Source organism: Streptomyces sp. NPDC091371 (genome assembly GCF_040684275.1).
Taxonomy (GTDB): Bacteria; Actinomycetota; Actinomycetes; order Streptomycetales; family Streptomycetaceae; genus Streptomyces.
Map to the genome: position 1 here is coordinate 78,559 of NZ_JBFBFP010000001.1, position 20,205 is coordinate 98,763.

Consider the following 20,205-nt stretch of genomic DNA (forward strand, 5'->3'; position numbering starts at 1 on the left):
CTGCATCTCGCAGACCTCGTCCGAGAACAAACAGGGAGCAACCGGAATGGGTTCGGTTCGCGTAGCCATCGTCGGCGTGGGCAACTGCGCCGCCTCGCTGGTGCAGGGCGTCGAGTACTACAAGGACGCCGACCCGGCGGCCAAGGTCCCCGGTCTGATGCACGTCCAGTTCGGCGACTACCACGTGCGTGACATCGAGTTCGTCGCCGCGTTCGACGTCGACGCGAAGAAGGTCGGCCTCGACCTTTCGGACGCCATCGGCGCCAGCGAGAACAACACCATCAAGATCTGCGACGTCCCGAACGCGGGCGTGACCGTGCAGCGCGGCCACACCTACGACGGTCTGGGCAAGTACTACCGCATGACCATCGAGGAGTCCGCCGAGGCTCCGGTCGACGTGGTCCAGGTCCTCAAGGACCGTGAGGTCGACGTCCTGATCTGCTACCTGCCCGTCGGTTCCGAGGACGCGGCGAAGTTCTACGCCCAGTGCGCCATCGACGCCAAGGTCGCCTTCGTCAACGCCCTCCCGGTCTTCATCGCCGGCACCAAGGAGTGGGCCGACAAGTTCACCGAGGCCGGTGTCCCGATCGTCGGCGACGACATCAAGTCGCAGGTCGGCGCCACCATCACGCACCGCGTGATGGCGAAGCTGTTCGAGGACCGCGGTGTCCGTCTTGAGCGCACCATGCAGCTCAACGTCGGCGGCAACATGGACTTCAAGAACATGCTGGAGCGCGACCGCCTGGAGTCGAAGAAGATCTCCAAGACGCAGGCCGTCACCTCGCAGATCCCCGACCGTGAGCTCGGCGAGAAGAACGTCCACATCGGCCCGTCCGACTACGTCGCGTGGCTCGACGACCGCAAGTGGGCCTACGTCCGCCTCGAAGGCCGCGCCTTCGGCGACGTCCCGCTGAACCTCGAGTACAAGCTCGAGGTGTGGGACTCCCCGAACTCCGCCGGTGTCATCATCGACGCCCTGCGCGCCGCGAAGATCGCCAAGGACCGCGGTATCGGCGGCCCGATCCTGTCGGCGTCCAGCTACTTCATGAAGTCCCCGCCGGTGCAGTACTTCGACGACGAGGCCCTGGCCAACGTCGAGAAGTTCATCAAGGGCGAGGTCGAGCGCTAGTCGAACCCCGAGGGGTCCTGTCGGACACCTGGACTTCGGCAGTTCTTCGCGGAGGGTCCCCGGGCAATGTGCCCGGGGACCCTCCGCGTATGTGACCCTTGCCCTCATGCCTGTCGTACGTGATCTGCGCGTACTCCTGCGCCTGAGGGACTTCCGCAACCTGCTCGCCGTACGACTGCTCTCCCAGGCAGCGGACGGCGCCTACCAGGTCGCGCTCGCCACGTACGTGGTCTTCTCCCCGGAGAAGCAGACCTCGCCCGCGGCCATCGCCTCGGCCATGGCCGTCCTGCTGCTGCCGTACTCGGTGATCGGCCCGTTCGCCGGGGTGCTGCTCGACCGCTGGCTGCGCCGGCAGGTCTTCCTCTACGGCAACCTGCTGCGGGCCTTCCTCGCCTGCGTCACCGGCATGCTGATCGTGGCGCACGTCCCCGACTGGCTGTTCTACGCCTCGGCGCTGTCCGTGACCGCGGTCAACCGCTTCGTCCTCGCCGGCCTGGCCGCCTCCCTGCCCCACGTCGTCGGCTCCGACCAGCTGGTCACCGCGAACGCCCTCTCCCCGACCGCGGGAACCCTCGCCGCGACCGCCGGCGGGGGACTGGCCTTCCTCGTCCGGCTGCTGGCCTCCGACTCCAACGCCGTGGTCGTCCTGGTCGCCGCCGCGTTCTACCTGTGCTCGGCGCTCGTCTCCCTGCGCCTGGCCATCGGCCTGCTGGGGCCCGACCACCCCCCGGGCGCGACCCACCCGTCCGTCGCCGAGGGAGTCGCCCTCACCGTCAGGGGCATGACCGAGGGCCTGCGGCACCTCGCCTCGCGCGGGGAGGCCGCCCTGGCGCTCACCGCGATGACCATGATGCGGTTCTGCTACGGGGCGCTGACCGTCATGCTGCTGATGCTCTGCCGCTACTCCTGGTCGGACAACGAGGCCGACGGGCTGGCGCTGCTGGGCATCGCGGTCGGAGCCTCCGCGGCCGGATTCTTCGCGGCCGCGGTGGTGACCCCGTGGCTGGTCGGCCGGCTGGGGACCCTCGGCTGGATCACCGCCTGCTCCGCGGCCGCCGCGGTCCTGGTCCCGGCGCTCGGCCTGTCCTTCGCCTTCGGGCCGATGCTGGTCGCCGCGTTCGTCCTCGGCCTCGCCACCCAGGGAGCCAAGATCGCCACCGACACGGTCATCCAGTCCCGCGTCGACGACGACTACCGCGGCCGTGTCTTCTCCGTCTACGACGTGCTGTTCAACGTCGCGTTCGTCGGCGCGGCAGCGGTGTCCTCGCTGATGCTCCCCGCCGACGGGCGGTCCGTGGTCCTGATCCTCGCCGTGGCCGCCCTCTACGCGGCGACCGCGATACTGCTGAGCCGCCGAGCGCGACGTTTCACGTGAAACAGGAAACGATGTTTCACGTGAAACATCCACGCCCGCCGCGGATCAGGCCTGCGCGGCCCACCACTCCTTGAGGGCGGCGATCGCCGCCTCGCGCTCCATCGGGCCGTTCTCCAGCCGCAGCTCCAGCAGGAACGCGTAGGCCTTCCCGATCAGCGGACCGGGACCGACGTCCAGCACCTGCATGATCTCGTTGCCGTCCAGGTCGGGCCTGATCGCGTCCAGCTCCTCCTGCTCCTTCAGCTGGGCGATCCGCTCCTCCAGCCCGTCGTAGGTACGGGAGAGCGCGTTGGCCTTGCGCTTGTTGCGCGTCGTGCAGTCGGACCGGGTCAGCTTGTGCAGGCGCTCCAGCAGCGGTCCGGCATCACGGACGTAGCGCCGCACCGCGGAGTCGGTCCACTCCCCGTCGCCGTAGCCGTGGAACCGCAGGTGCAGCTCCACCAGCCGCGACACGTCCTTGACCATGTCGTTGGAGTACTTCAGAGCCGTCAGCCGCTTCTTGGTCATCTTCGCGCCCACCACCTCGTGGTGGTGGAAGGAGACCCGGCCGTCGACCTCGAAGCGGCGGGTACGGGGCTTGCCGATGTCGTGCAGCAGCGCCGCCAGCCGCAGCACCAGGTCCGGACCGTCCTCCTCCAGCGCGATCGCCTGCTCCAGCACGATCAGCGAGTGGTCGTAGACGTCCTTGTGCCGGTGGTGCTCGTCACTCTCCAGCCGCAGCGCGGGCAGCTCGGGCAGCACCCGGTCGGCCAGCCCCGTGTCCACGAGCAGGCCCAGACCCTTGCGCGGGTGGGCGGACAGCACCAGCTTGTTCAGCTCACCCTGCACCCGCTCCGCCGAGACGATCTCGATCCGGTCGGACATCGCCTCCATCGCCGCCACGACCTCCGGGGCGACCTCGAAGTCCAGCTGAGCGGCGAACCGCGCCGCCCGCAGCATCCGCAGCGGGTCGTCGGAGAACGAGTCCTCCGGCGTACCGGGGGTGCGCAGGACACCGGCGGCCAGGTCCTCCAGGCCCCCGTGCGGGTCGATGAACTCCTGCTCCGGCAGGGCCAGGGCCATGGCGTTGACCGTGAAGTCACGCCGGACCAGGTCCTCCTCGATCGAGTCGCCGTAGGAGACCTCGGGCTTGCGCGAGGTACGGTCGTACGCCTCCGAGCGGTACGTCGTCACCTCGATCTGGAAGCCGTTCCGCTGCGCCCCGACCGTGCCGAAGGCGATGCCGACGTCCCACACCGAGTCGGCCCACGGGCGGACGATCTTCAGCACGTCCTCGGGGCGGGCATCGGTGGTGAAGTCGAGGTCGTTGCCGAGACGCCCGAGCAGCGCGTCGCGGACGGACCCGCCGACCAGGGCGAGGCGGAAGCCCGCCTCCTGGAATCGGCGGCCGAGCTCGTCGGCGACAGGGGCGACCCGCAGCAGTTCACTGACCGCGCGGCGCTGCACCTGACTCAGGGCACTGGGGTTGTCTTCATTGGCGTTCGGCACAACAGAAAAGGGTACGTGCCCGGCTCGCCGGGGGCTTCCCCGTTTCACGGCCACCCCGGTACGCCGGCGGCCCGGGGTGGAGCCGATCATGTGGAGCAAGGCGCGGCACTCGCGCACAGCGGGCCTCGTTACCATGCGTGGACGCAACGACGACGACCACTGACACTTCGAGGGACGGGCTAGCGCGTGGCAGAGGCGGCAGACATCCAGGGAGCGTCCCCCGCTCCTGTCCGGCGCCGCTGGCTGCGGCGCACGATGGTCCTGCTCGCCGGGACCCCCGTGCTCGCCGCCCTGGTCTACTCTCCCGCCACGAAGGCCGAAGCGGCCCAGGGCTCCTCGGTCGACGTCCAGCTCATGTCCATGGCCCCCGCCGCCCCGGTCAAGGGCGACACCCTCACCATCGAGGGCGTCGTGGTCAACAACGGCTCCGAGACCATCACCGACGCTCACGTGGGCCTGCGCGTCGGACCCCCGCTCGCGGACCGCTCCTCCATCGACGACGCCGCGGAGCGCACCGGCTTCCGGGCGGGCAGCGACCCCGGCGAGATCGACTCGGCCTACGCCGTCAAGATCGACGCACTGCCCTCGAAGGTCGGCCGGCCGTTCACCCTCACCGTCCCGGTCAACAAGCTGGAGCTGGACAAGGACGGCGTCTACCAGCTCGGCGTCTCCCTGTCCGGGGTGACCGACAGCCGCCCGTCCGAGCAGGTCCTCGGCATCAAGCGGACCTTCCTGCCCTGGCAGCCGGAAGCCGCTGGCACGCGCGCCCAGCTCGCCTACGTATGGCCGCTGATCTCCACCACCCACGTGACCGCCGAGACCGGCTCGGACGACGTCCAGACCCCCGTCTTCCTCGACGAGTCCCTCGCCGAAGAGCTCAAGCCCTACGGCCGCCTGGGCCAGATGGTCTCGCTCGGCAAGGAACTCCCCGTCACCTGGGTCATCGACCCCGACCTGCTGGCCACGGTCGACGCGATGGCCAAGGGCTACCGGGTCCGCGTCCCGGGCGGCAAGCCCGTCCAGGGCAAGAACAAGGCCGTCGCCGAGCAGTGGCTGAGCTCCCTGGAAGCCGCGGTCCAGGGCAAGAAGGTCGTCGCCCTGCCCTTCGCGGACCCGGACCTCGCCTCCCTCGCCCACCGCGGCAAGGACGTCTCGGGAACCCTGGGCCAGCTGCGGCCCGCCACCGACAAGGCGAAGCAGGCCGTCGAGACCGTCCTGCACGTCCCCGCGTCCACCGACTTCTCCTGGCCCGTGGACGGCGCCATCGACCCCTCCATCGTGAACGTCGCCACCTCGGCCGGCGCCCACAACGTCCTCACCCGCAGCGACAGCCTCCAGGAGAGCGGCGCCCTCGGCTACACGCCCTCCGCCGCCCGGCCCATCGGCGCCGGCACCACTGCCGTCGTCGCGGACGCCGACCTCTCCACCGCCTTCGAGGGCGACATGCTGAGCGCCGCGAACTCCACGCTCGCCGTACAGCGCTTCCTCGCCGACAGCCTCGCCCTCAACCTGCAACCGACCGGGGAGCAGCGCAGCCTCGTCGTCGCCCCGCAGCGGATGCCCACCGTCAGCCAGGTCCAGACGATGGCCGCCGCCCTGCGCGGCCTCCAGGCCGGCCGCTGGACCCAGCCCTCCGACCTCGAAGCGGCCGCCGCGGCCAAGCCCGACCCCGGGGCCACCACCCAGGTACCGGGCGCCGGCCAGTACCCCGAGGACCTGAGCAAGCAGGAACTGCCGGTATCGGCCTTCGAGCAGATCCGCACCACCCAGAAGACCCTCGACCAGTTCAAGGTCATCCTCACCGCGCCCGAACGCGTGGAGATCCCCTTCGGCAACACCACCAACCGGGAGATGTCCACCTCCTGGCGCGGCCGCCCCGAAGAGGCCCGGCTCTACCGGGACCAGGTCCAGGAGTACCTGATCGGCCTGACGCAGAAGGTCAAGGTCGTCCCCAAGTCCGACGCCACCCTGTCCGGACACAGCGCCACCATCCCGGTCAGCGTCCAGAACAGCCTCGTCCAGGACGTCCACGACCTCGTCCTGCGGGTCAAGTCCGCCAACCCGACCCGCCTGATGTTCAGCGACAGCGAACAGCCGGTCAGCGTCCAGGGCGACCACACCCAGACCGTCAAGTTCACCGCCAACGCCACCGCGAGCGGCCCCGTCGAGGTCACCGCACAGCTCTTCACCAAGGACGGCGTCGCCTACGGCGAACCGCGCAAGTTCACGGTCGAGGCCACCGAGATCACCCCCACTGTCATGCTCGTCATCGCCGGCGGTGTCCTCCTCCTCGTCCTGGCAGGCATCAAGATGTACGCGAGCCGCAAGCGCGTGGCGGCCCGCACGGCCGCCGAGGAGAGCACGCAGCAGAGTGACGAGTCCCCGGACACCGGACCGCAAAGCACCGACGGGTCCGGCACGGGTGAGACAGTGGACCGTTGAGCGATACCGTGGCCGGTCGGCCTGGGGACGATGAGGTGGGGTTTCGATGAACGCGCCGTACGACGGTGACCGCGCGCAGGGCACTGGCGGGCCCGCGCCCTCCCAGGGCACTGCCCCGGGCACCCCGGTGCCCGGGCAGGTTCCCGCGCCTGCGCCCGCGCCGGACCGTGACCCGTATGTCCAGGACGCCTACGACAACGACCCGTACCGGGCGCAGGACCTGTCCGCCCAGGACCCGGTCGCCGAGGTCCTCTACGACCGCGCCGCGCACCCCCCGCCGCCGCCCGGCACCTACCAGGAGCCCGGCCCGCTGTACGCGGCGCCGACCGCGCCCTCGTACTCGCCCGACCCGCGCGTGTGGGCCCAGACCCCGCCGCCCGAGCCGGACGGCCCCTCCCGCCACCTGCCGTACGGCGACCACGCCACCACCACCCAGTTCGTCGGCGTGGACTCCCTCGTCACCAAGGCCGCCGACGAACAGTCCGAGCCCGACGCCTTCGCGCACCTCTACCGCGACCAGGAAGCGGCCCCCCGGACCCCCGCCGAGGACGCCCCGGTCGCCGCACCGGCACCCGCCAAGCCCGCCGGCCGCGCCGCCGGACTCCTCAAGTCCAGCGCCCTCATGGCCGCCGGCACGATCGTCTCCCGCATCACCGGCTTCCTGCGGACCCTGGTCATCGCCGGTGCCATCGGCGTCGGCACCTTCAACGACACGTACCAGATCGCCAACACGCTGCCCACGATGATCTACGTGCTGGTCGGCGGCGGCGCCCTCAACGCGGTCTTCATCCCGCAGCTCGTGCGGGCCATGAAGAACGACAACGACGGGGGGGAGGCCTACGCCAACCGGCTGCTGACCCTCGTCGTGGTCCTGCTGGCCGCCATCACCACCATCTGCGTCCTGGCCGCTCCGGTCTTCATCACGATGATGTCGCCGAAGATCGCTTCCGACCCCGCCCAGATGGACGTCGCGGTCGCCTTCGCCCGCTACTGCCTGCCCACCATGTTCTTCATGGGCGTCCACGTGGTCCTCGGCCAGATCCTCAACGCCCGCGGCCGCTTCGGCGCGATGATGTGGACCCCGGTCCTCAACAACATCGTGGTCATCGCCACCTTCGGCGCCTTCATCTGGGCCTTCGGCGGCTTCACCACCTCCGGCGTCAACGCCACCACCGTCACCCCCGAAGGCGTCCGCCTGCTGGGCCTGGGCACCCTGCTGGGCCTCACCGTCCAGGCCCTCGCGATGCTGCCCTACCTGCGCGACGCCGGCTTCAAGCCGCGCCTGCGCTTCGACTGGAAGGGCCACGGCCTCGGCAAGGCCGCCCGCCTGGCCAAGTGGACGTTCTTCTTCGTCCTCGCCAACCAGATCGGCCTCGTCGTCGTCACCCAGCTCGCCACCTGGGCCGGATCCGTCGCCGAGAAGCAGGGCCACCCCGGCACCGGCATCACCGCCTACAACTACGCGCTGCTGCTGTGGCAGATGCCGCAGGCCATCATCACCGTCTCCGTCATGACGGCCGTCCTGCCCCGCATCTCCCGCTCCGCCCACGACGGCGACGCCGCCGCCGTCCGCGACGACATCTCCTACGGCCTGCGCACCTCCGCCGTGGCGATCGTCCCCTGCGCCTTCGCGTTCCTCGCCCTCGGCGTCCCCATGGCCACCCTGCTCTACGCCGGCTCCGGCGCCGGCGCACAGAACATCGGCTACGTCCTGATGGCCTTCGGCCTCGGACTGATCCCCTACTCCGTCCAGTACGTCGTCCTGCGCGGCTTCTACGCCTACGAGGACACCCGCACGCCCTTCTACAACACGGTCATCGTCGCCGCCGTCAACGCGGCAGGCTCCGCGGCCTCCTTCTTCGTCCTCCCCGCCCGCTGGGCCGTCGTCGGCATGGCCGCCGCCTACGGCCTCGGCTACGCCGTCGGCGTCGGCGTCGCCTGGCGCCGCCTGAAGACCCGCCTCGGCGGCGACCTCGACGGCGCCCACGTCGCCCGCACCTACGCCCGCCTGACCGGCGCCTGCGTCCCCGCCGCCGCGGTGGCGGGAGCCGTCGCCTACGGCATCACCCAGGCGCTCGGCAGCGGAGTCGGCGGCTCCGCCGCAGCCCTCATCGCCGGCGGGATCGCCCTGGCCGCCGTCTTCCTCCTCGCCGCCAAGCGGATGCGGATCGAAGAACTCAACGCGATGGTCGGAATGGTCCGCGGGCGTTTGGGGCGCTGATGCGCACAACCGTCACCCCCCTTCGTGTGTCGTGCATAGCGTCGGACTGTGGGCACAATTGGCATGGCTTCGCAGACTGGCCGACAGCGCGCAACGGATGGGGAGGCGGGAACGACGGTGGCGGAACGTAGCACGGCTGCCGTCGACGTGGCCGACAACAGCGGCGACGAGCCGCTCGCCGCTCAGGCGGCACAGGCCACGGCCGACGGGGTAGACACCCAGAACGGACAAGCCGCGGACGGACCCATGCCCGAAAAGGACGGCGAACGCAGCAGCGCGGCCCCCGCGGCCGCACCCGAACTCCACAGCGGCCACAAGCTCGCCAGACGCTACCGGCTCGAAGAGTGCGTCACCCGTGTGGACGGATTCAGCAGCTGGCGTGCGATGGACGAGAAGCTGCGCCGCGCCGTGGGAGTCCACCTGCTCCCCGCCGACCACCCCCGGGCCCGCTCCGTCCTCGCCGCCGCCCGCTCCTCCGCCCTGCTCGGCGACCCCCGGTTCGTCCAGGTCCTCGACGCCGTGGAAGAGAACGACCTCGTCTACGTCGTCCACGAGTGGCTCCCCGACGCCACCGAACTCACCGCGATCCTCGCCGCCGGCCCCCTGGAACCCCACGAGGCCTACCAGCTCGTCCACCAGGTCTCCCAGGCCATGACCGCCGCGCACCGCGAAGGCCTCGCCCACCTGCGCCTGACGCCCAGCGCCATACTGCGCACCTCCACCGGCCAGTACCGCATCCGCGGCCTCGCCGTGAACGCCGCCCTGCGCGGCATCACCAGCGAGACCCCGCAGCGCGCCGACACCGAGGCCATCGGCGCGCTCCTGTACGCCGCCCTGACGCAGCGCTGGCCGTACGAGAACGACGCCTACGGCCTCACCGGCCTGCCCAAGGGCGTCGGCCTGATCGCCCCCGACCAGGTGCGCGCCGGAGTCCACCGGGGCCTGGGCGAGCTCGCCATGCGCGCCCTCGCCAACGACGGCGCCACCGCCTCCCGCCAGGAACCCGCCTGCACCACCCCCGAGGAGCTGGCCAAGGCCGTCGCCGCGATGCCCCGCATCCGGCCCCCGGAGCCCGCCTTCACCGCCCCGCCCGAGTACCAGCACACCACCTACCAGCAGGGCAGCTACGGCCGGCCCGGCCCCGCAGGCGTGTCCACCGCCCAGAACCTGGCCGTCGCACCCCCGCCGCCCCCGCTCCAGAGCCGCACCGGCCGCGCCCTGAAGTGGGGCGTCGCCGCCCTGCTCATCGCCGCCCTCGGCCTGGGCAGCTGGCAGCTCGCGGACACCCTCCTGCGCGGCAACCAGGGCAGCACCGGCAGCACCCCCACGCAGAACGACTCCGACGACACCCCGCCGAAGCCTGACCCGGGCAAGCCGCTACAGATCAAGAACGTTTCCGAATTCACTCCGCACGGGGAGGCGACGAAGCCGAAGGACGTCCCCAAGACTGTGGACGGCAACGACTCGACCGCCTGGATCACCCCCCAGTACTTGACCTTCGCCAACTTCGGCAACCTGGACGAGCGCGCCGACGGCAGCGGCATCATCGTCGACCTGGGCAAGGTCCAGAACGTGTCCGGGATCGACATAGACCTCAACGTGCCCGGACAGACCATCGAGGTCCGCGCGGCAGCCCCCGAGGCGTCCTCTCCGCGCTCCCTGTCCGACTTCTCGCAGGCGATCACCAAGCTGGAGCGCACCGAGAGGAAACTCCAGGGCACGATCGAGACCCCGGTCCGTACCCGTTTCGTACTGATCCACATCACCGAGCTGCCCTCCGACGGCGCTGGCGGCTACCGCGGCGGGATCAACGAGATCAAGGTGCTCGGCCCGGATTCCTGACCACGGGGGCGTGATGCGAGAAGGAACCACCGAAGGCGGCAGCGACCAGGAGCTCCTGGCGCTGCACGCCGCCGGCGATCCCGATGCTTTCGGTGAGCTCGTCCGCAGGCACCGGGACCGGCTGTGGGCCGTGGCCCTGCGCACCCTCGGGGACCGGGAGGAGGCCGCCGACGCCGTGCAGGACGCCCTGGTCTCCGCCTACCGCGCCGCCCACACCTTCCGCGGGGAGTCCGCCGTCACCACCTGGCTCCACCGCATCACCGTCAACGCCTGCCTCGACCGCGCCCGCAAGGCCGCCTCCCGCAGAACCGCACCCCTCGACGACACGGACCGCCTGGAGCGCCTCCTGGAGCCCCACGAGTCCGCCGAGGCACCCGCGGAGCGCCAGGACCTCCATCGCCAGCTCCTGGCCGCCCTCAGCACCCTCCCGGCCGAACAACGGGCCGCGCTCGTCCTCGTCGACATGCAGGGATACTCCGTCGCCGAAGCCGCCCACGTCCTCGACGTGCCCACCGGCACCGTGAAAAGCCGGTGCGCACGCGGCCGCGCGAAACTCGTCCCGATGCTCACTCATCTGCGCACGAATGCCGGGGATAACACCACCGCCGAGGGGGGAAGGAACCGGACGCCGGGGAGTCCCGTCCCACCAGCGACAGAACCCCGGCAGCACAACCCAGACGCAGACCCAGTGAAGGGCGGAGGTGGACGACCGTGAGCCCCACAACCGGCAGGACCGGCACGATCCGGCACCCGGACGTCTCGGAGATCTCCGACCTCACCGAAGGACTCCTCTCCCCGTCGCGCACCGCCGAAATCCGCGGCCACCTCGACGACTGCGCGCTGTGCGCCGACGTCCGCGCCTCCCTCGACGAGATCCGCGCCCTCCTCGGCACCCTCCCCGGACCGGCCCGGATGCCCGTGGACATCGCCGGCCGCATCGACGCGGCCCTCGCCGCCGAGGCACTCCTCGACGCCACCACGCACCAGGTCGCGGACAGGCACAGCGGCGACCAGGACAGCACCACCGCACCGAAGACCCGGCCCCGCGCCGCCAACGCCGCCGCCGACGCCGCCGCCGATGTTTCACGTGAAACATCCGGCGCCCGACCCGCCGGTCACCCGGTCGGCGCAACCGGCCCCGGGCGGCGCCGCGCCCGCCGCCGGATCGCGGTCATCACCGGCCTGGCCACCGCCGCGGCCTGCGCCCTCGGAATCTTCCTCTTCGGCGAGATCTCCGGCCCCCCGCCCCACGACACCGCCGCCCGCACCGGTACCTCCAGCGCCGACAGCGGCACCTCCACCGGCACGTACACGGCCCAGGGCCTCCAGGACAGCGTCCACCGCCTCCTCCTGCTCCCCGTGCCGAGCTCCAGGACCGTCCCGGAGGAGCAGAACAACAGCTTCGGGGCCGAGGAGAACAGCCCTCCCACCGCAGAGCTCGCCCACGGCGACCGCCACGCACCGGCCTCCGTCCCCGCCTGCGTCCACCAGGCCACCGACCGCACCGACGCCCCGCTCGCCGCCCAACGCGGCAGCTACCAGGGCATCCCGGTCTACCTCCTCGTCCTGCCCCACCCCGGCGACCCCGCGAACGTCGACGCCTACCTCGTCGACACGGCCTGCGAGACCACCGGCTCGCCCACCGGAAAGCTCCTCCTGACCCGCACCTACCCCCGAAGCTGACCCATTCAGGTCGGCAGGGGACAGGCGGGGAATGCAGGCGCCGTAGGATCCGTTGGGTGGGGTGAGAGTCCGCACCGGCCCCCGGTAGGCAGCACGCAGTCCGCAGAGACGAGGAAGAAACCCGTGAGCGACGTACGAAACGTGATCATCATCGGCTCCGGGCCGGCCGGTTACACAGCCGCCCTGTACACCGCACGCGCTTCGCTCAAGCCGCTGGTCTTCGAAGGCTCCGTCACCGCCGGTGGCGCCCTGATGAACACCACCGAGGTGGAGAACTTCCCCGGTTTCCAGGACGGCATCATGGGGCCGGACCTCATGGACAACATGCGCGGCCAGGCCGAGCGCTTCGGCGCCGAGCTGATCGCCGAGGACGTCGTCACCGTCGACCTCACCGGTGACATCAAGAGCGTCACCGACTCGTCCGGCACCGTGCACCGCGCCAAGGCCGTCATCGTCACCACCGGCTCCCAGCACCGCAAGCTCGGCCTGCCCAACGAGGACGCCCTCTCCGGACGCGGCGTCTCCTGGTGCGCCACCTGCGACGGATTCTTCTTCAAGGACCAGGACATCGCCGTCGTCGGCGGCGGCGACACCGCGATCGAGGAAGCGACCTTCCTCTCCCGGTTCGCCAAGTCCGTGACGATCGTCCACCGCCGCGACAGCCTGCGCGCCTCGAAGGCCATGCAGGACCGCGCCTTCGCCGACCCGAAGATCTCGTTCGCCTGGGACAGCGAGGTCTCCGAGATCCACGGCGAGCAGAAGCTCTCCGGTCTGACCCTGCGCAACACCAAGACCGGTGAGACCAGCCAGCTGCCCGTGACCGGCCTCTTCATCGCCGTCGGCCACGACCCGCGCACCGAGCTGTTCAAGGACCAGCTGAAGCTCGACGAGGAGGGCTACCTCAAGGTCGACGCCCCCTCCACCCGCACCAGCGTCACGGGCGTCTTCGGCGCCGGCGACGTCGTGGACCACACCTACCGTCAGGCCATCACCGCCGCGGGCACCGGCTGCTCCGCCGCCCTCGACGCCGAGCGCTTCCTCGCCGCCCTCGCGGACGCCGAGAAGGCCCACGCGACCGTCTGACCACTCACCAGCCCCACCCCACACCCCGCAGGAAGAAGAAGGAGGCCGCTGTGGCCGGCACCCTCAAGAACGTGACCGACGCTGACTTCGACGCCGAGGTCCTCAAGAGCGACAAGCCCGTACTGGTGGACTTCTGGGCCGCCTGGTGCGGCCCGTGCCGCCAGATCGCGCCGTCCCTCGAGGCCATCGCCGCCGAGTACGGCGACCAGATCGAGATCGTCAAGCTCAACATCGACGAGAACCCGGCCACCGCCGCCAAGTACGGCGTCATGTCCATCCCGACGCTGAACGTCTACCAGGGCGGCGAGGTCGCCAAGACCATCGTCGGCGCGAAGCCGAAGGCCGCCATCCTGCGCGACCTCTCCGACTTCGTCGAGGTCAAGACCGCCTGACGCGTCGCTGTTTCACGTGAAACGGGGCCACCCCTCCAGGGGCGGCCCCGTTTCACGTATCCCGACGCTCACAGCGGACCCAGTGCCGGTTCCTTCCGCGCCCTGGCCCCGCCCAACAAGCGGTCCAAGGCCATCTCGACGTCTTCCTTCCACGACAGCGTCGTGCGCAGTTCCAGCCGCAGCCGCGGATGCGAGGGGTGGGGACGCACCGTCTTGAATCCCACCGCCAGCAGATGGTCGGCCGGGAGCAGGCAGGCCGGCCGCTCCCACCGCGCGTCCCCGAACGCCTCGATCGCCTTGAAGCCCCGCCGCAACAAGTCCTTCGCGACCGTCTGAACCATCACCCGCCCCAGACCCTGCCCCTGATACCCCGGCATGATCCAGGCCGTGATGAGCTGCACCGCGTCCGGGGACACCGGGCTCGTCGGGAAAGAGGCGGCTCTCGGTACATAGGCGGGCGGCGCGTACAGCACGAACCCCACCGGAATCTCGTCCACGTACACCACCCGGCCGCAGGACCCCCAGTCCAGCAGGACGGCGGAGATCCACGCCTCCTTCTCCAGCTCCGGGGTACCCGCCTTCACGGCGGCCGCACCGGTGACGGGATCCAGCTCCCAGAACACGCAGCTCCTGCAACGCCTGGGCAGGTCCTGGAGGTTGTCCAGCGTGAGCGGTACCAGCCGACGACCCATGACCACATCGTAAGCACTGCCCCCTGCTTCTTCGAGTGCGGACATCTCGAAGAAGCAGGGGGCAGCAACAGGAACAGGCGGGTACTACTCCCCGGAAAGACCCTGATCCAGCACCCGGCCCTCGCCCGGCGCCAGCGTCCCCAGAATCCGCTCCAGATCCTCCATCGACGCGAACTCGACGGTGATCTTGCCCTTCTTCTGACCCAGGTCCACCTTCACCCGCGTCTCGAACCGGTCCGACAGCCGCGTCGCCAGCTCACTCAGCGCCGGAGACACCCGAGCACCCGCACGCGGACCCTTCGGCTTCACCTTGCTCGACGGCTCCGAAGCCATCAGCGTCACGATCTCCTCGACCGCACGCACCGACAACCCCTCGGCCACGATCCGGTGCGCCAGCCGGTCCTGCTCCTCGGAGTCCTCCACCGACAGCAACGCCCGCGCGTGACCCGCCGACAGCACACCCGCCGCCACCCGGCGCTGCACCGACGGCGACAGCTTGAGCAGCCGCAGCGTGTTCGACACCTGGGGACGCGAACGCCCGATCCGGTCCGCCAGCTGATCGTGCGTGCACTTGAAGTCCTGCAGCAGCTGGTCGTACGCGGCCGCCTCCTCCAGCGGGTTCAGCTGAGCCCGGTGCAGGTTCTCCAGCAGAGCGTCCAGCAGCAGCTTCTCGTCGTCCGTCGCCCGGATGATCGCCGGAATGCTCTCCAGCCCGGCCTCCCGGCACGCCCGCCAGCGCCGCTCACCCATGATCAGCTCATAGCGGCCCGGCGTCGACTGCCGCACCACCACCGGCTGAAGCAGACCCACCTCCTGGATGGAGGTCACCAGCTCGGCCAGCGCGTCCTCGTCGAACACCTCACGCGGCTGCCGCGGATTCGGCGTGATCGCGTCCATCGGAAGCTCCGCGAACGTCGCTCCCGCCACCACATTCGCCTCGGGCTCCGCCGCCGGCTCACTCACCGGTGCGGCAGCGACCGATGTTTCACGTGAAACATCGGCCTGCGCCAGCGAAGCCAGCTTCGCCGCCGCGACCCCCCGTTCCGAAGTCAGCACCGGCACCGCCGACGGAGAAGTCGACCCGGCACCGATCACCGGCGGCGTCTTCTCCTGCGGGGCCGCGGGGATCAGCGCACCGAGCCCCCGCCCCAGGCCTCTACGTCGCTCGCTCACTGGTTCCCCTCCGCCACACTCTGCGTGCTGTTCAGGCCCGCGCCCAGATGGGCATGCTGGGCGTCGTACTGCATTCCGACCCCGCGATACGCGATCTCCCGCGCCGCCTCCAGATAGGAGAGGGAACCACTGGAACCCGGGTCATAGGTGAGCACCGTCTGCCCGTAACTCGGCGCCTCCGAGATGCGCACCGACCGCGGGATGCTCGTCCGCAGCACCTCCTTGCCGAAGTGCGTACGGACCTCCTCCGCCACCTGCGAAGCCAGCCGGGTCCTGCCGTCGTACATCGTCAGCAGGATCGTCGACACGTGCAGCCCCGGGTTCAGATGCGCCCGCACCAGATCCACATTGCGCAGCAGCTGCCCCAGGCCCTCCAGCGCGTAGTACTCGCACTGGATCGGGATCAGCACCTCCGCGCCGGCCACCAGCGCGTTCACCGTCAGCAGCCCCAGCGAAGGCGGGCAGTCGATCAGGATGTAGTCCAGCGGCTGCTCGTACGCCTGGATCGCCCGCTGGAGCCGGCTCTCCCGCGCCACCAGCGACACCAGCTCGATCTCCGCACCCGCCAGGTCGATCGTGGCCGGAGCACAGAAGAGCCCCTCCACGTCCACCACCGGCTGCACGACCTCCAACAGGGGCCGGCTGTCCACGAGCACGTCATAGATCGACGGCACGTCCGCGTGGTGGTCGATGCCCAGCGCCGTCGAGGCATTGCCCTGCGGATCGAGGTCGACCACCAGAACCCGCGCCCCGTGCAGGGCCAGCGAGGCCGCCAGGTTCACGGTCGTCGTGGTCTTGCCCACGCCGCCCTTCTGGTTGGCCACCACGATGACCCGGGTCTGCTCCGGCCGGGGAAGCCCCTCACCGGCACGCCCCAGCGCCTCTACCGCCAGCTGGGCGGCTCGGCCGATCGGGGTGTCGTTGTCTACAAGGGGCGACGATGTTTCACGTGAAACATCCTCGCCCGGCGATTCAGAGCGGGGACCGGGGACCGGATCGGCCATCGGCCCCGCGAGGTTGGCGTCGGACCGCACGGTGTCACTCTCCTCGACATCAGGCTCGCGATGAACAGAGCCTGCCATGTCACCCGGGTCGCGAACCAGCGGGGCCCTTACTCCTGTGGATGAATCCACCGATGTGGACAACTCCGTCCCCCTCGCGTCCTTCTTGTGGCGGGGGGACGCAGCCGCACGACCGCGGCTGATGATTCCGTGCAGCAGAGAGCGACGTTTCACGTGAAACACGATGCCCGGACGGAGTCTTCAGCCCGCTACGACACTCCGAAATCCATACCTATAGGGCCCAACACAGCCGAAAACGCCGCCCGAACCCCACACACCACACCCTCAGCGGCGCCGACGCGTGCGGCTCACCCGGGCCGCCTTAGCCCGCTTGGCCGCAAACCTCACCCCGCCGGGGCTCTCCCCGACCTCGCACCGCACCACCGTGGACAAGGGATCCACCACACCCTCACCCACCTGAAGCACCGAGGTCTTCACCACACCGAGCTTCGTCAGCGCGGTCTTCGCGCTCACCAGCTCCTCCTCGGCGGTGTCACCCTTCAGCGCCAGCATCTCCCCGTACGGACGCAGCAGCGGCACACCCCAGCCGGCCAGCCGGTCCAGCGGGGCCACCGCACGAGCCGTCACCACGTGCACCGGCTGCAGCTTGCCCAGAACCTCCTCGGCCCGCCCACGCACCACCGTGACGTGATCCAGACCCAGCAGCTCCACCACCTCCTGAAGGAAGGTCGTCCGCCGCAGCAGCGGCTCGAGCAGCGTGATCTTCAGATCCCGGCGCACCAGAGCCAGCGGGATACCGGGCAGACCCGCGCCCGAACCCACATCGCACACGGTGACACCATGAGGCACCACCTCCGACAGCACAGCGCAGTTCAGCAGATGCCGCTCCCACAGCCGCGGCACCTCACGCGGCCCGATGAGGCCCCGCTTGACTCCCGCGTCCGCCAGCAGCTCCGCGTACCGCACAGCTTCCGGGAAAAACTCACCGAACACCGCACGCGCCTCTTCGGGCGCCGGGGGAAGCTCAGCTGCCTCCGTCACGGGGACCGTCCTTCCGTACCGCATGGTTTCTCACATGCCAGGCTGACAAACATCGGCCCCGCCTGCGACACAGACGGGGCCGAACACTCTCGCTACCGATCAGGCCGGGAGCACAACGACGAAGCGCTGCGGCTCCTCGCCCTCGGACTCGCTGCGCAGACCCGCGGCCGCCACGGCGTCGTGGACGACCTTCCGCTCGAACGGCGTCATCGGAGCGAGCTTCAGCGGCTCACCGGACGCCTTCACGTCCGCCGCCGCCTTGGCGCCCAGCGCCGCCAGCTCCTCGCGCTTCTTCGCACGGAACCCGGCGATGTCCAGCATCAGCCGGCTGCGGTCCCCGGTCTCCCGGTGCACGGCAAGGCGGGTCAGCTCCTGCAGAGCCTCCAGAACCTCACCGTCACGGCCCACGAGCTTCTGCAGGTCACGGCTGGCCGAGTCACTGACGATCGACACCGCGGCCCGGTCGGCCTCGACGTCCATGTCGATGTCACCGTCCAGGTCGGCGATGTCCAGCAGACCCTCGAGGTAGTCGGCCGCGATCTCACCCTCCTGCTCGAGGCGGGTCAGGGTGTCGCCACCCTCAGCGGCGGCGGTGGTGGTGCCTTCCGTCACGGGAGGGACTCCTTCTTACTTCTTGGGAGAGGGCTTGGTGGGCGACTGACGCTGCGACTTCGACTGCCGCTTCGGCTGCTGCCGCTTCGCGGCACCGCCGCTCGCCGCGTCCGAATCCGCCGTGGCCTCGGAACTCTTGATCACAGAGCCGTCCGTCTGGGCGGCCAGCCCCTGCTTGGTCAGGGCCGTGATGAACTTGCGCTCGTTGTCGTTGCGGTCCGGGCCCTTGGCCACGATCGCCGCGACGACCTTCTTCTTACCCTTCCCCTTGACCTCACCGTGCGAGCTGATGTGCTTCAGCAGACGGGTCAGGTACTGGTCCTGCGCCTTGCTGCCCGGCGTCGGGTTCTGGTTGATCACGTACATCTGCTGACCCATGGTCCAGACGTTCGTGGTCAGCCAGTAGACGAGGACACCGACGGGGAAGTTGATGCCCATGACCGCGAAGATCACGGGGAAGATGTACATCAGCATCTTCTGCTGCTGCATGAACGGCGTCTTGACGGAGAGGTCGACGTTCTTCTGCATCAGCTGGCGCTGCGTGTAGAACTGCGACAGCGACATCATGATGATCATGATCGCGGTCACGATGCGCACATCGGTGATCGATGCGCCCAGGCTCGCGACCTTCTCGGCGCTGTCCGTGAACTTGGCGGCGATCGGCGCACCGAAGATCTCGGCCTCACGCGCGCTGTTCACCAGCTGCTGGTTCAGCACGCCGATGGTCTCGCCGTTGGCGATGTTCGCCAGCACGTGGTACAGCGCGAAGAAGAACGGGGACTGCGCCAGGATGGGAAGGCACGAGGAGAGCGGGTTGGTACCCGTCTCCTTGTACAGCTTCATCATCTCTTCGGACTGGCGCTGCTTGTCGTTCTTGTAGCGCTCCTGGATCGCCTTCATCTTCGGCTGGAGCGCCTGCATGCCGCGCGTCGCCTTGATCTGCTTCACGAAGAGCGGGATCAGACAGATGCGGATCAAGATCACCAGGGACACGATGGACAGGCCCCAGGCCCATCCACTGTCCGGCCCGAAGACCGCCCCGTACAGGCTGTGGAACTGGACGATGATCCACGAGACAGGTGTGGTGATAAAGCTGAACAGACTGGCAATCGTGTCCACTAATCAGGCTCCTTGAGCATTGCGAGATCTACGCAACGCACTGCGCAGCTGCTCGTGCCAACGCGGGCGTTTACGAGGTGGGACATGGTCCACACCACCCGGGGACCACGGATTGCACCGCAGGATCCGCCAGGCGGTCAGCACCGTCCCCTTCACCGCACCATGCCGGTCGATGGCCGTGTACCCGTAGTGCGAGCACGAGGGGTAATAACGGCACACCGGCCCGAGCAGCGGACTGATCGTCCACTGGTACAGCTTGATCAAAGCGAGCAGCGGGTACTTCATCGAGCCACGCCTCCCAGGAGCCGCACCAGAGCGGCGTCCAGGTCCCGGGCGAGTTCGTCAGGGCCGGCATCACCCGCTCCGGGCAACGCTCGTACCACCACCAGGCTACCGGCGGGCAGCTGCGACAGCCGCTCGCGGACCAGATGCCTCAGACGGCGCTTCACCCGGTTACGTATGACGGCATTGCCGACAGCCTTGCTGACGACGAAACCCGCACGCGTCGAGGGATCTGTCTCCCCCGGCTCGTGCGGGTCCGTTGCACCGCTGGTACGTAGGTGGACGACGAGGAGCGGGCGACCAGCCCTACGCCCTCGGCGTACCGCGCTCGCGAAGTCCTCGCGCCGCCTCAGCCGATTCTCGGGAGACAGCACGACGTCACGACTTCCGCGTATTTACGCGGAAAGGGCGGCGCGGCCCTTGCTGCGACGGTTCGCCAGGATCGCGCGACCGGCACGGGTGCGCATCCGGAGACGGAAGCCGTGGGTCTTGGCACGACGGCGGTTGTTCGGCTGGAAGGTGCGCTTGCTCACTCGGGGGCTCCAGAGAATGAATCGTTGTGGCGGGACATCGCCTGGCTGTCACCGTGCGCCCACGAGGAAACTCGCG

At 69.7% G+C, this 20,205-nt stretch carries 18 protein-coding genes and 1 pseudogene; 9 read left to right on the forward strand and 10 right to left on the reverse strand.

Translation table 11 applies throughout. The features are described from left to right. Positions 1-46: 46 nt before the first annotated feature. Together AB0O21_RS00365 and AB0O21_RS00370 are read left to right on the forward strand one after the other, a co-directional pair. Positions 47-1,129 carry an inositol-3-phosphate synthase gene (locus AB0O21_RS00365; protein WP_189737960.1) on the forward strand — a complete coding sequence of 361 codons (1,083 nt, stop codon included), beginning with the start codon at positions 47-49 and terminating at the stop codon, positions 1,127-1,129. A gap of 106 nt (positions 1,130-1,235) precedes the next feature. After that, positions 1,236-2,504 (forward strand): MFS transporter, encoded by a 1,269-nt coding sequence (locus AB0O21_RS00370; protein ID WP_365164351.1) that lies wholly within the window; start codon positions 1,236-1,238, stop codon positions 2,502-2,504. A 45-nt stretch (positions 2,505-2,549) separates the two neighbouring features. Here the strand turns inward: AB0O21_RS00370 and AB0O21_RS00375 are convergent, their stop codons facing one another. Next, the gene (locus tag AB0O21_RS00375) at positions 2,550-3,992 is read right to left on the reverse strand and encodes a CCA tRNA nucleotidyltransferase (RefSeq protein WP_365164353.1); all 1,443 of its coding nucleotides are present in this window, start codon (positions 3,990-3,992) and stop codon (positions 2,550-2,552) included. Between the two features lie 186 nt (positions 3,993-4,178). Here AB0O21_RS00375 and AB0O21_RS00380 point away from each other — a divergent pair, with 186 nt between their 5' ends. The 7 genes from AB0O21_RS00380 (at position 4,179) to trxA (ending at position 13,655) form a co-directional block, all read left to right on the forward strand. After that, positions 4,179-6,434 (forward strand): DUF6049 family protein, encoded by a 2,256-nt coding sequence (locus tag AB0O21_RS00380; RefSeq protein ID WP_365164355.1) that lies wholly within the window; start codon positions 4,179-4,181, stop codon positions 6,432-6,434. 46 nt (positions 6,435-6,480) lie between these two features. Then, positions 6,481-8,655 (forward strand): murein biosynthesis integral membrane protein MurJ, encoded by a 2,175-nt coding sequence (murJ, locus tag AB0O21_RS00385; protein ID WP_365164357.1) that lies wholly within the window; start codon positions 6,481-6,483, stop codon positions 8,653-8,655. Positions 8,656-8,772: 117 nt separating this feature from the next. Next, positions 8,773-10,497 carry a protein kinase family protein gene (locus AB0O21_RS00390; RefSeq protein WP_365164359.1) on the forward strand — a complete coding sequence of 575 codons (1,725 nt, stop codon included), beginning with the start codon at positions 8,773-8,775 and terminating at the stop codon, positions 10,495-10,497. A 13-nt stretch (positions 10,498-10,510) separates the two neighbouring features. After that, positions 10,511-11,212, forward strand: coding sequence for an RNA polymerase sigma factor SigM (sigM, locus tag AB0O21_RS00395; RefSeq protein ID WP_365164361.1), 702 nt, complete (start codon positions 10,511-10,513; stop codon positions 11,210-11,212). After that, positions 11,209-12,180 (forward strand): hypothetical protein, encoded by a 972-nt coding sequence (locus tag AB0O21_RS00400; RefSeq protein WP_365164364.1) that lies wholly within the window; start codon positions 11,209-11,211, stop codon positions 12,178-12,180. The genes sigM and AB0O21_RS00400 overlap by 4 nt, the downstream gene beginning before the upstream one ends. 123 nt (positions 12,181-12,303) lie before the next feature. Then, positions 12,304-13,263 carry a thioredoxin-disulfide reductase gene (gene trxB / locus AB0O21_RS00405; protein WP_365164367.1) on the forward strand — a complete coding sequence of 320 codons (960 nt, stop codon included), beginning with the start codon at positions 12,304-12,306 and terminating at the stop codon, positions 13,261-13,263. Positions 13,264-13,313: 50 nt separating this feature from the next. Further along, positions 13,314-13,655: a thioredoxin gene (trxA, locus tag AB0O21_RS00410; protein ID WP_365164370.1), complete on the forward strand. Its 342-nt coding sequence runs from the start codon at positions 13,314-13,316 to the stop codon at positions 13,653-13,655. 68 nt (positions 13,656-13,723) lie between these two features. Here the strand turns inward: trxA and AB0O21_RS00415 are convergent, their stop codons facing one another. From AB0O21_RS00415 to rpmH, 9 genes and pseudogenes are all read right to left on the reverse strand, one after another. Further along, positions 13,724-14,347 (reverse strand): GNAT family N-acetyltransferase, encoded by a 624-nt coding sequence (locus tag AB0O21_RS00415; RefSeq protein WP_365164373.1) that lies wholly within the window; start codon positions 14,345-14,347, stop codon positions 13,724-13,726. A gap of 84 nt (positions 14,348-14,431) precedes the next feature. Beyond that, a complete protein-coding gene (locus tag AB0O21_RS00420) occupies positions 14,432-15,520 on the reverse strand; it encodes a ParB/RepB/Spo0J family partition protein (protein ID WP_365164375.1) in 1,089 nt (362 codons plus the stop codon). Beyond that, positions 15,517-16,602: a ParA family protein gene (locus tag AB0O21_RS00425; RefSeq protein ID WP_365164377.1), complete on the reverse strand. Its 1,086-nt coding sequence runs from the start codon at positions 16,600-16,602 to the stop codon at positions 15,517-15,519. Before AB0O21_RS00425 ends, AB0O21_RS00420 begins: the two co-directional genes overlap by 4 nt. A 264-nt stretch (positions 16,603-16,866) precedes the next feature. Further along, positions 16,867-17,607, reverse strand: coding sequence for a 16S rRNA (guanine(527)-N(7))-methyltransferase RsmG (rsmG, locus tag AB0O21_RS00430; RefSeq protein WP_365164380.1), 741 nt, complete (start codon positions 17,605-17,607; stop codon positions 16,867-16,869). 75 nt (positions 17,608-17,682) lie between these two features. Continuing rightward, entirely contained in the window at positions 17,683-18,195 is a 513-nt protein-coding gene (locus tag AB0O21_RS00435; protein WP_365164382.1) for a R3H domain-containing nucleic acid-binding protein, read from the reverse strand. 15 nt (positions 18,196-18,210) lie between these two features. Then, positions 18,211-19,314, reverse strand: coding sequence for a membrane protein insertase YidC (gene yidC / locus AB0O21_RS00440; RefSeq protein WP_365164385.1), 1,104 nt, complete (start codon positions 19,312-19,314; stop codon positions 18,211-18,213). Positions 19,315-19,344: 30 nt separating this feature from the next. Then, positions 19,345-19,599, reverse strand: a pseudogene (yidD, locus tag AB0O21_RS00445) (membrane protein insertion efficiency factor YidD); the annotation flags it as partial. After that, complete coding sequence (gene rnpA, locus AB0O21_RS00450; RefSeq protein WP_365164387.1) at positions 19,596-19,970, reverse strand: ribonuclease P protein component; 375 nt, start codon at positions 19,968-19,970, stop codon at positions 19,596-19,598. The gene rnpA and the pseudogene yidD, both read right to left, overlap by 4 nt. Before the next feature lie 21 nt (positions 19,971-19,991). Then, complete coding sequence (gene rpmH / locus AB0O21_RS00455; RefSeq protein WP_018547628.1) at positions 19,992-20,129, reverse strand: 50S ribosomal protein L34; 138 nt, start codon at positions 20,127-20,129, stop codon at positions 19,992-19,994. Between the last annotated feature and the right edge of the window lie 76 nt (positions 20,130-20,205).

Bases quoted from the DNA above. Each gene is read 5' to 3' on its own strand.
- AB0O21_RS00365 (WP_189737960.1), top strand. From the start codon at position 47: ATGGGTTCGGTTCGCGTAGCCATCGTCGGCGTGGGCAACTGCGCCGCC.
- AB0O21_RS00370 (WP_365164351.1), top strand. From the start codon at position 1,236: ATGCCTGTCGTACGTGATCTGCGCGTACTCCTGCGCCTGAGGGACTTC.
- murJ (WP_365164357.1), top strand. From the start codon at position 6,481: ATGAACGCGCCGTACGACGGTGACCGCGCGCAGGGCACTGGCGGGCCC.
- sigM (WP_365164361.1), top strand. From the start codon at position 10,511: ATGCGAGAAGGAACCACCGAAGGCGGCAGCGACCAGGAGCTCCTGGCG.
- AB0O21_RS00415 (WP_365164373.1), bottom strand. From the start codon at position 14,347: ATGGGTCGTCGGCTGGTACCGCTCACGCTGGACAACCTCCAGGACCTG.
- AB0O21_RS00425 (WP_365164377.1), bottom strand. From the start codon at position 16,602: ATGGCAGGCTCTGTTCATCGCGAGCCTGATGTCGAGGAGAGTGACACC.
- rsmG (WP_365164380.1), bottom strand. From the start codon at position 17,607: ATGCGGTACGGAAGGACGGTCCCCGTGACGGAGGCAGCTGAGCTTCCC.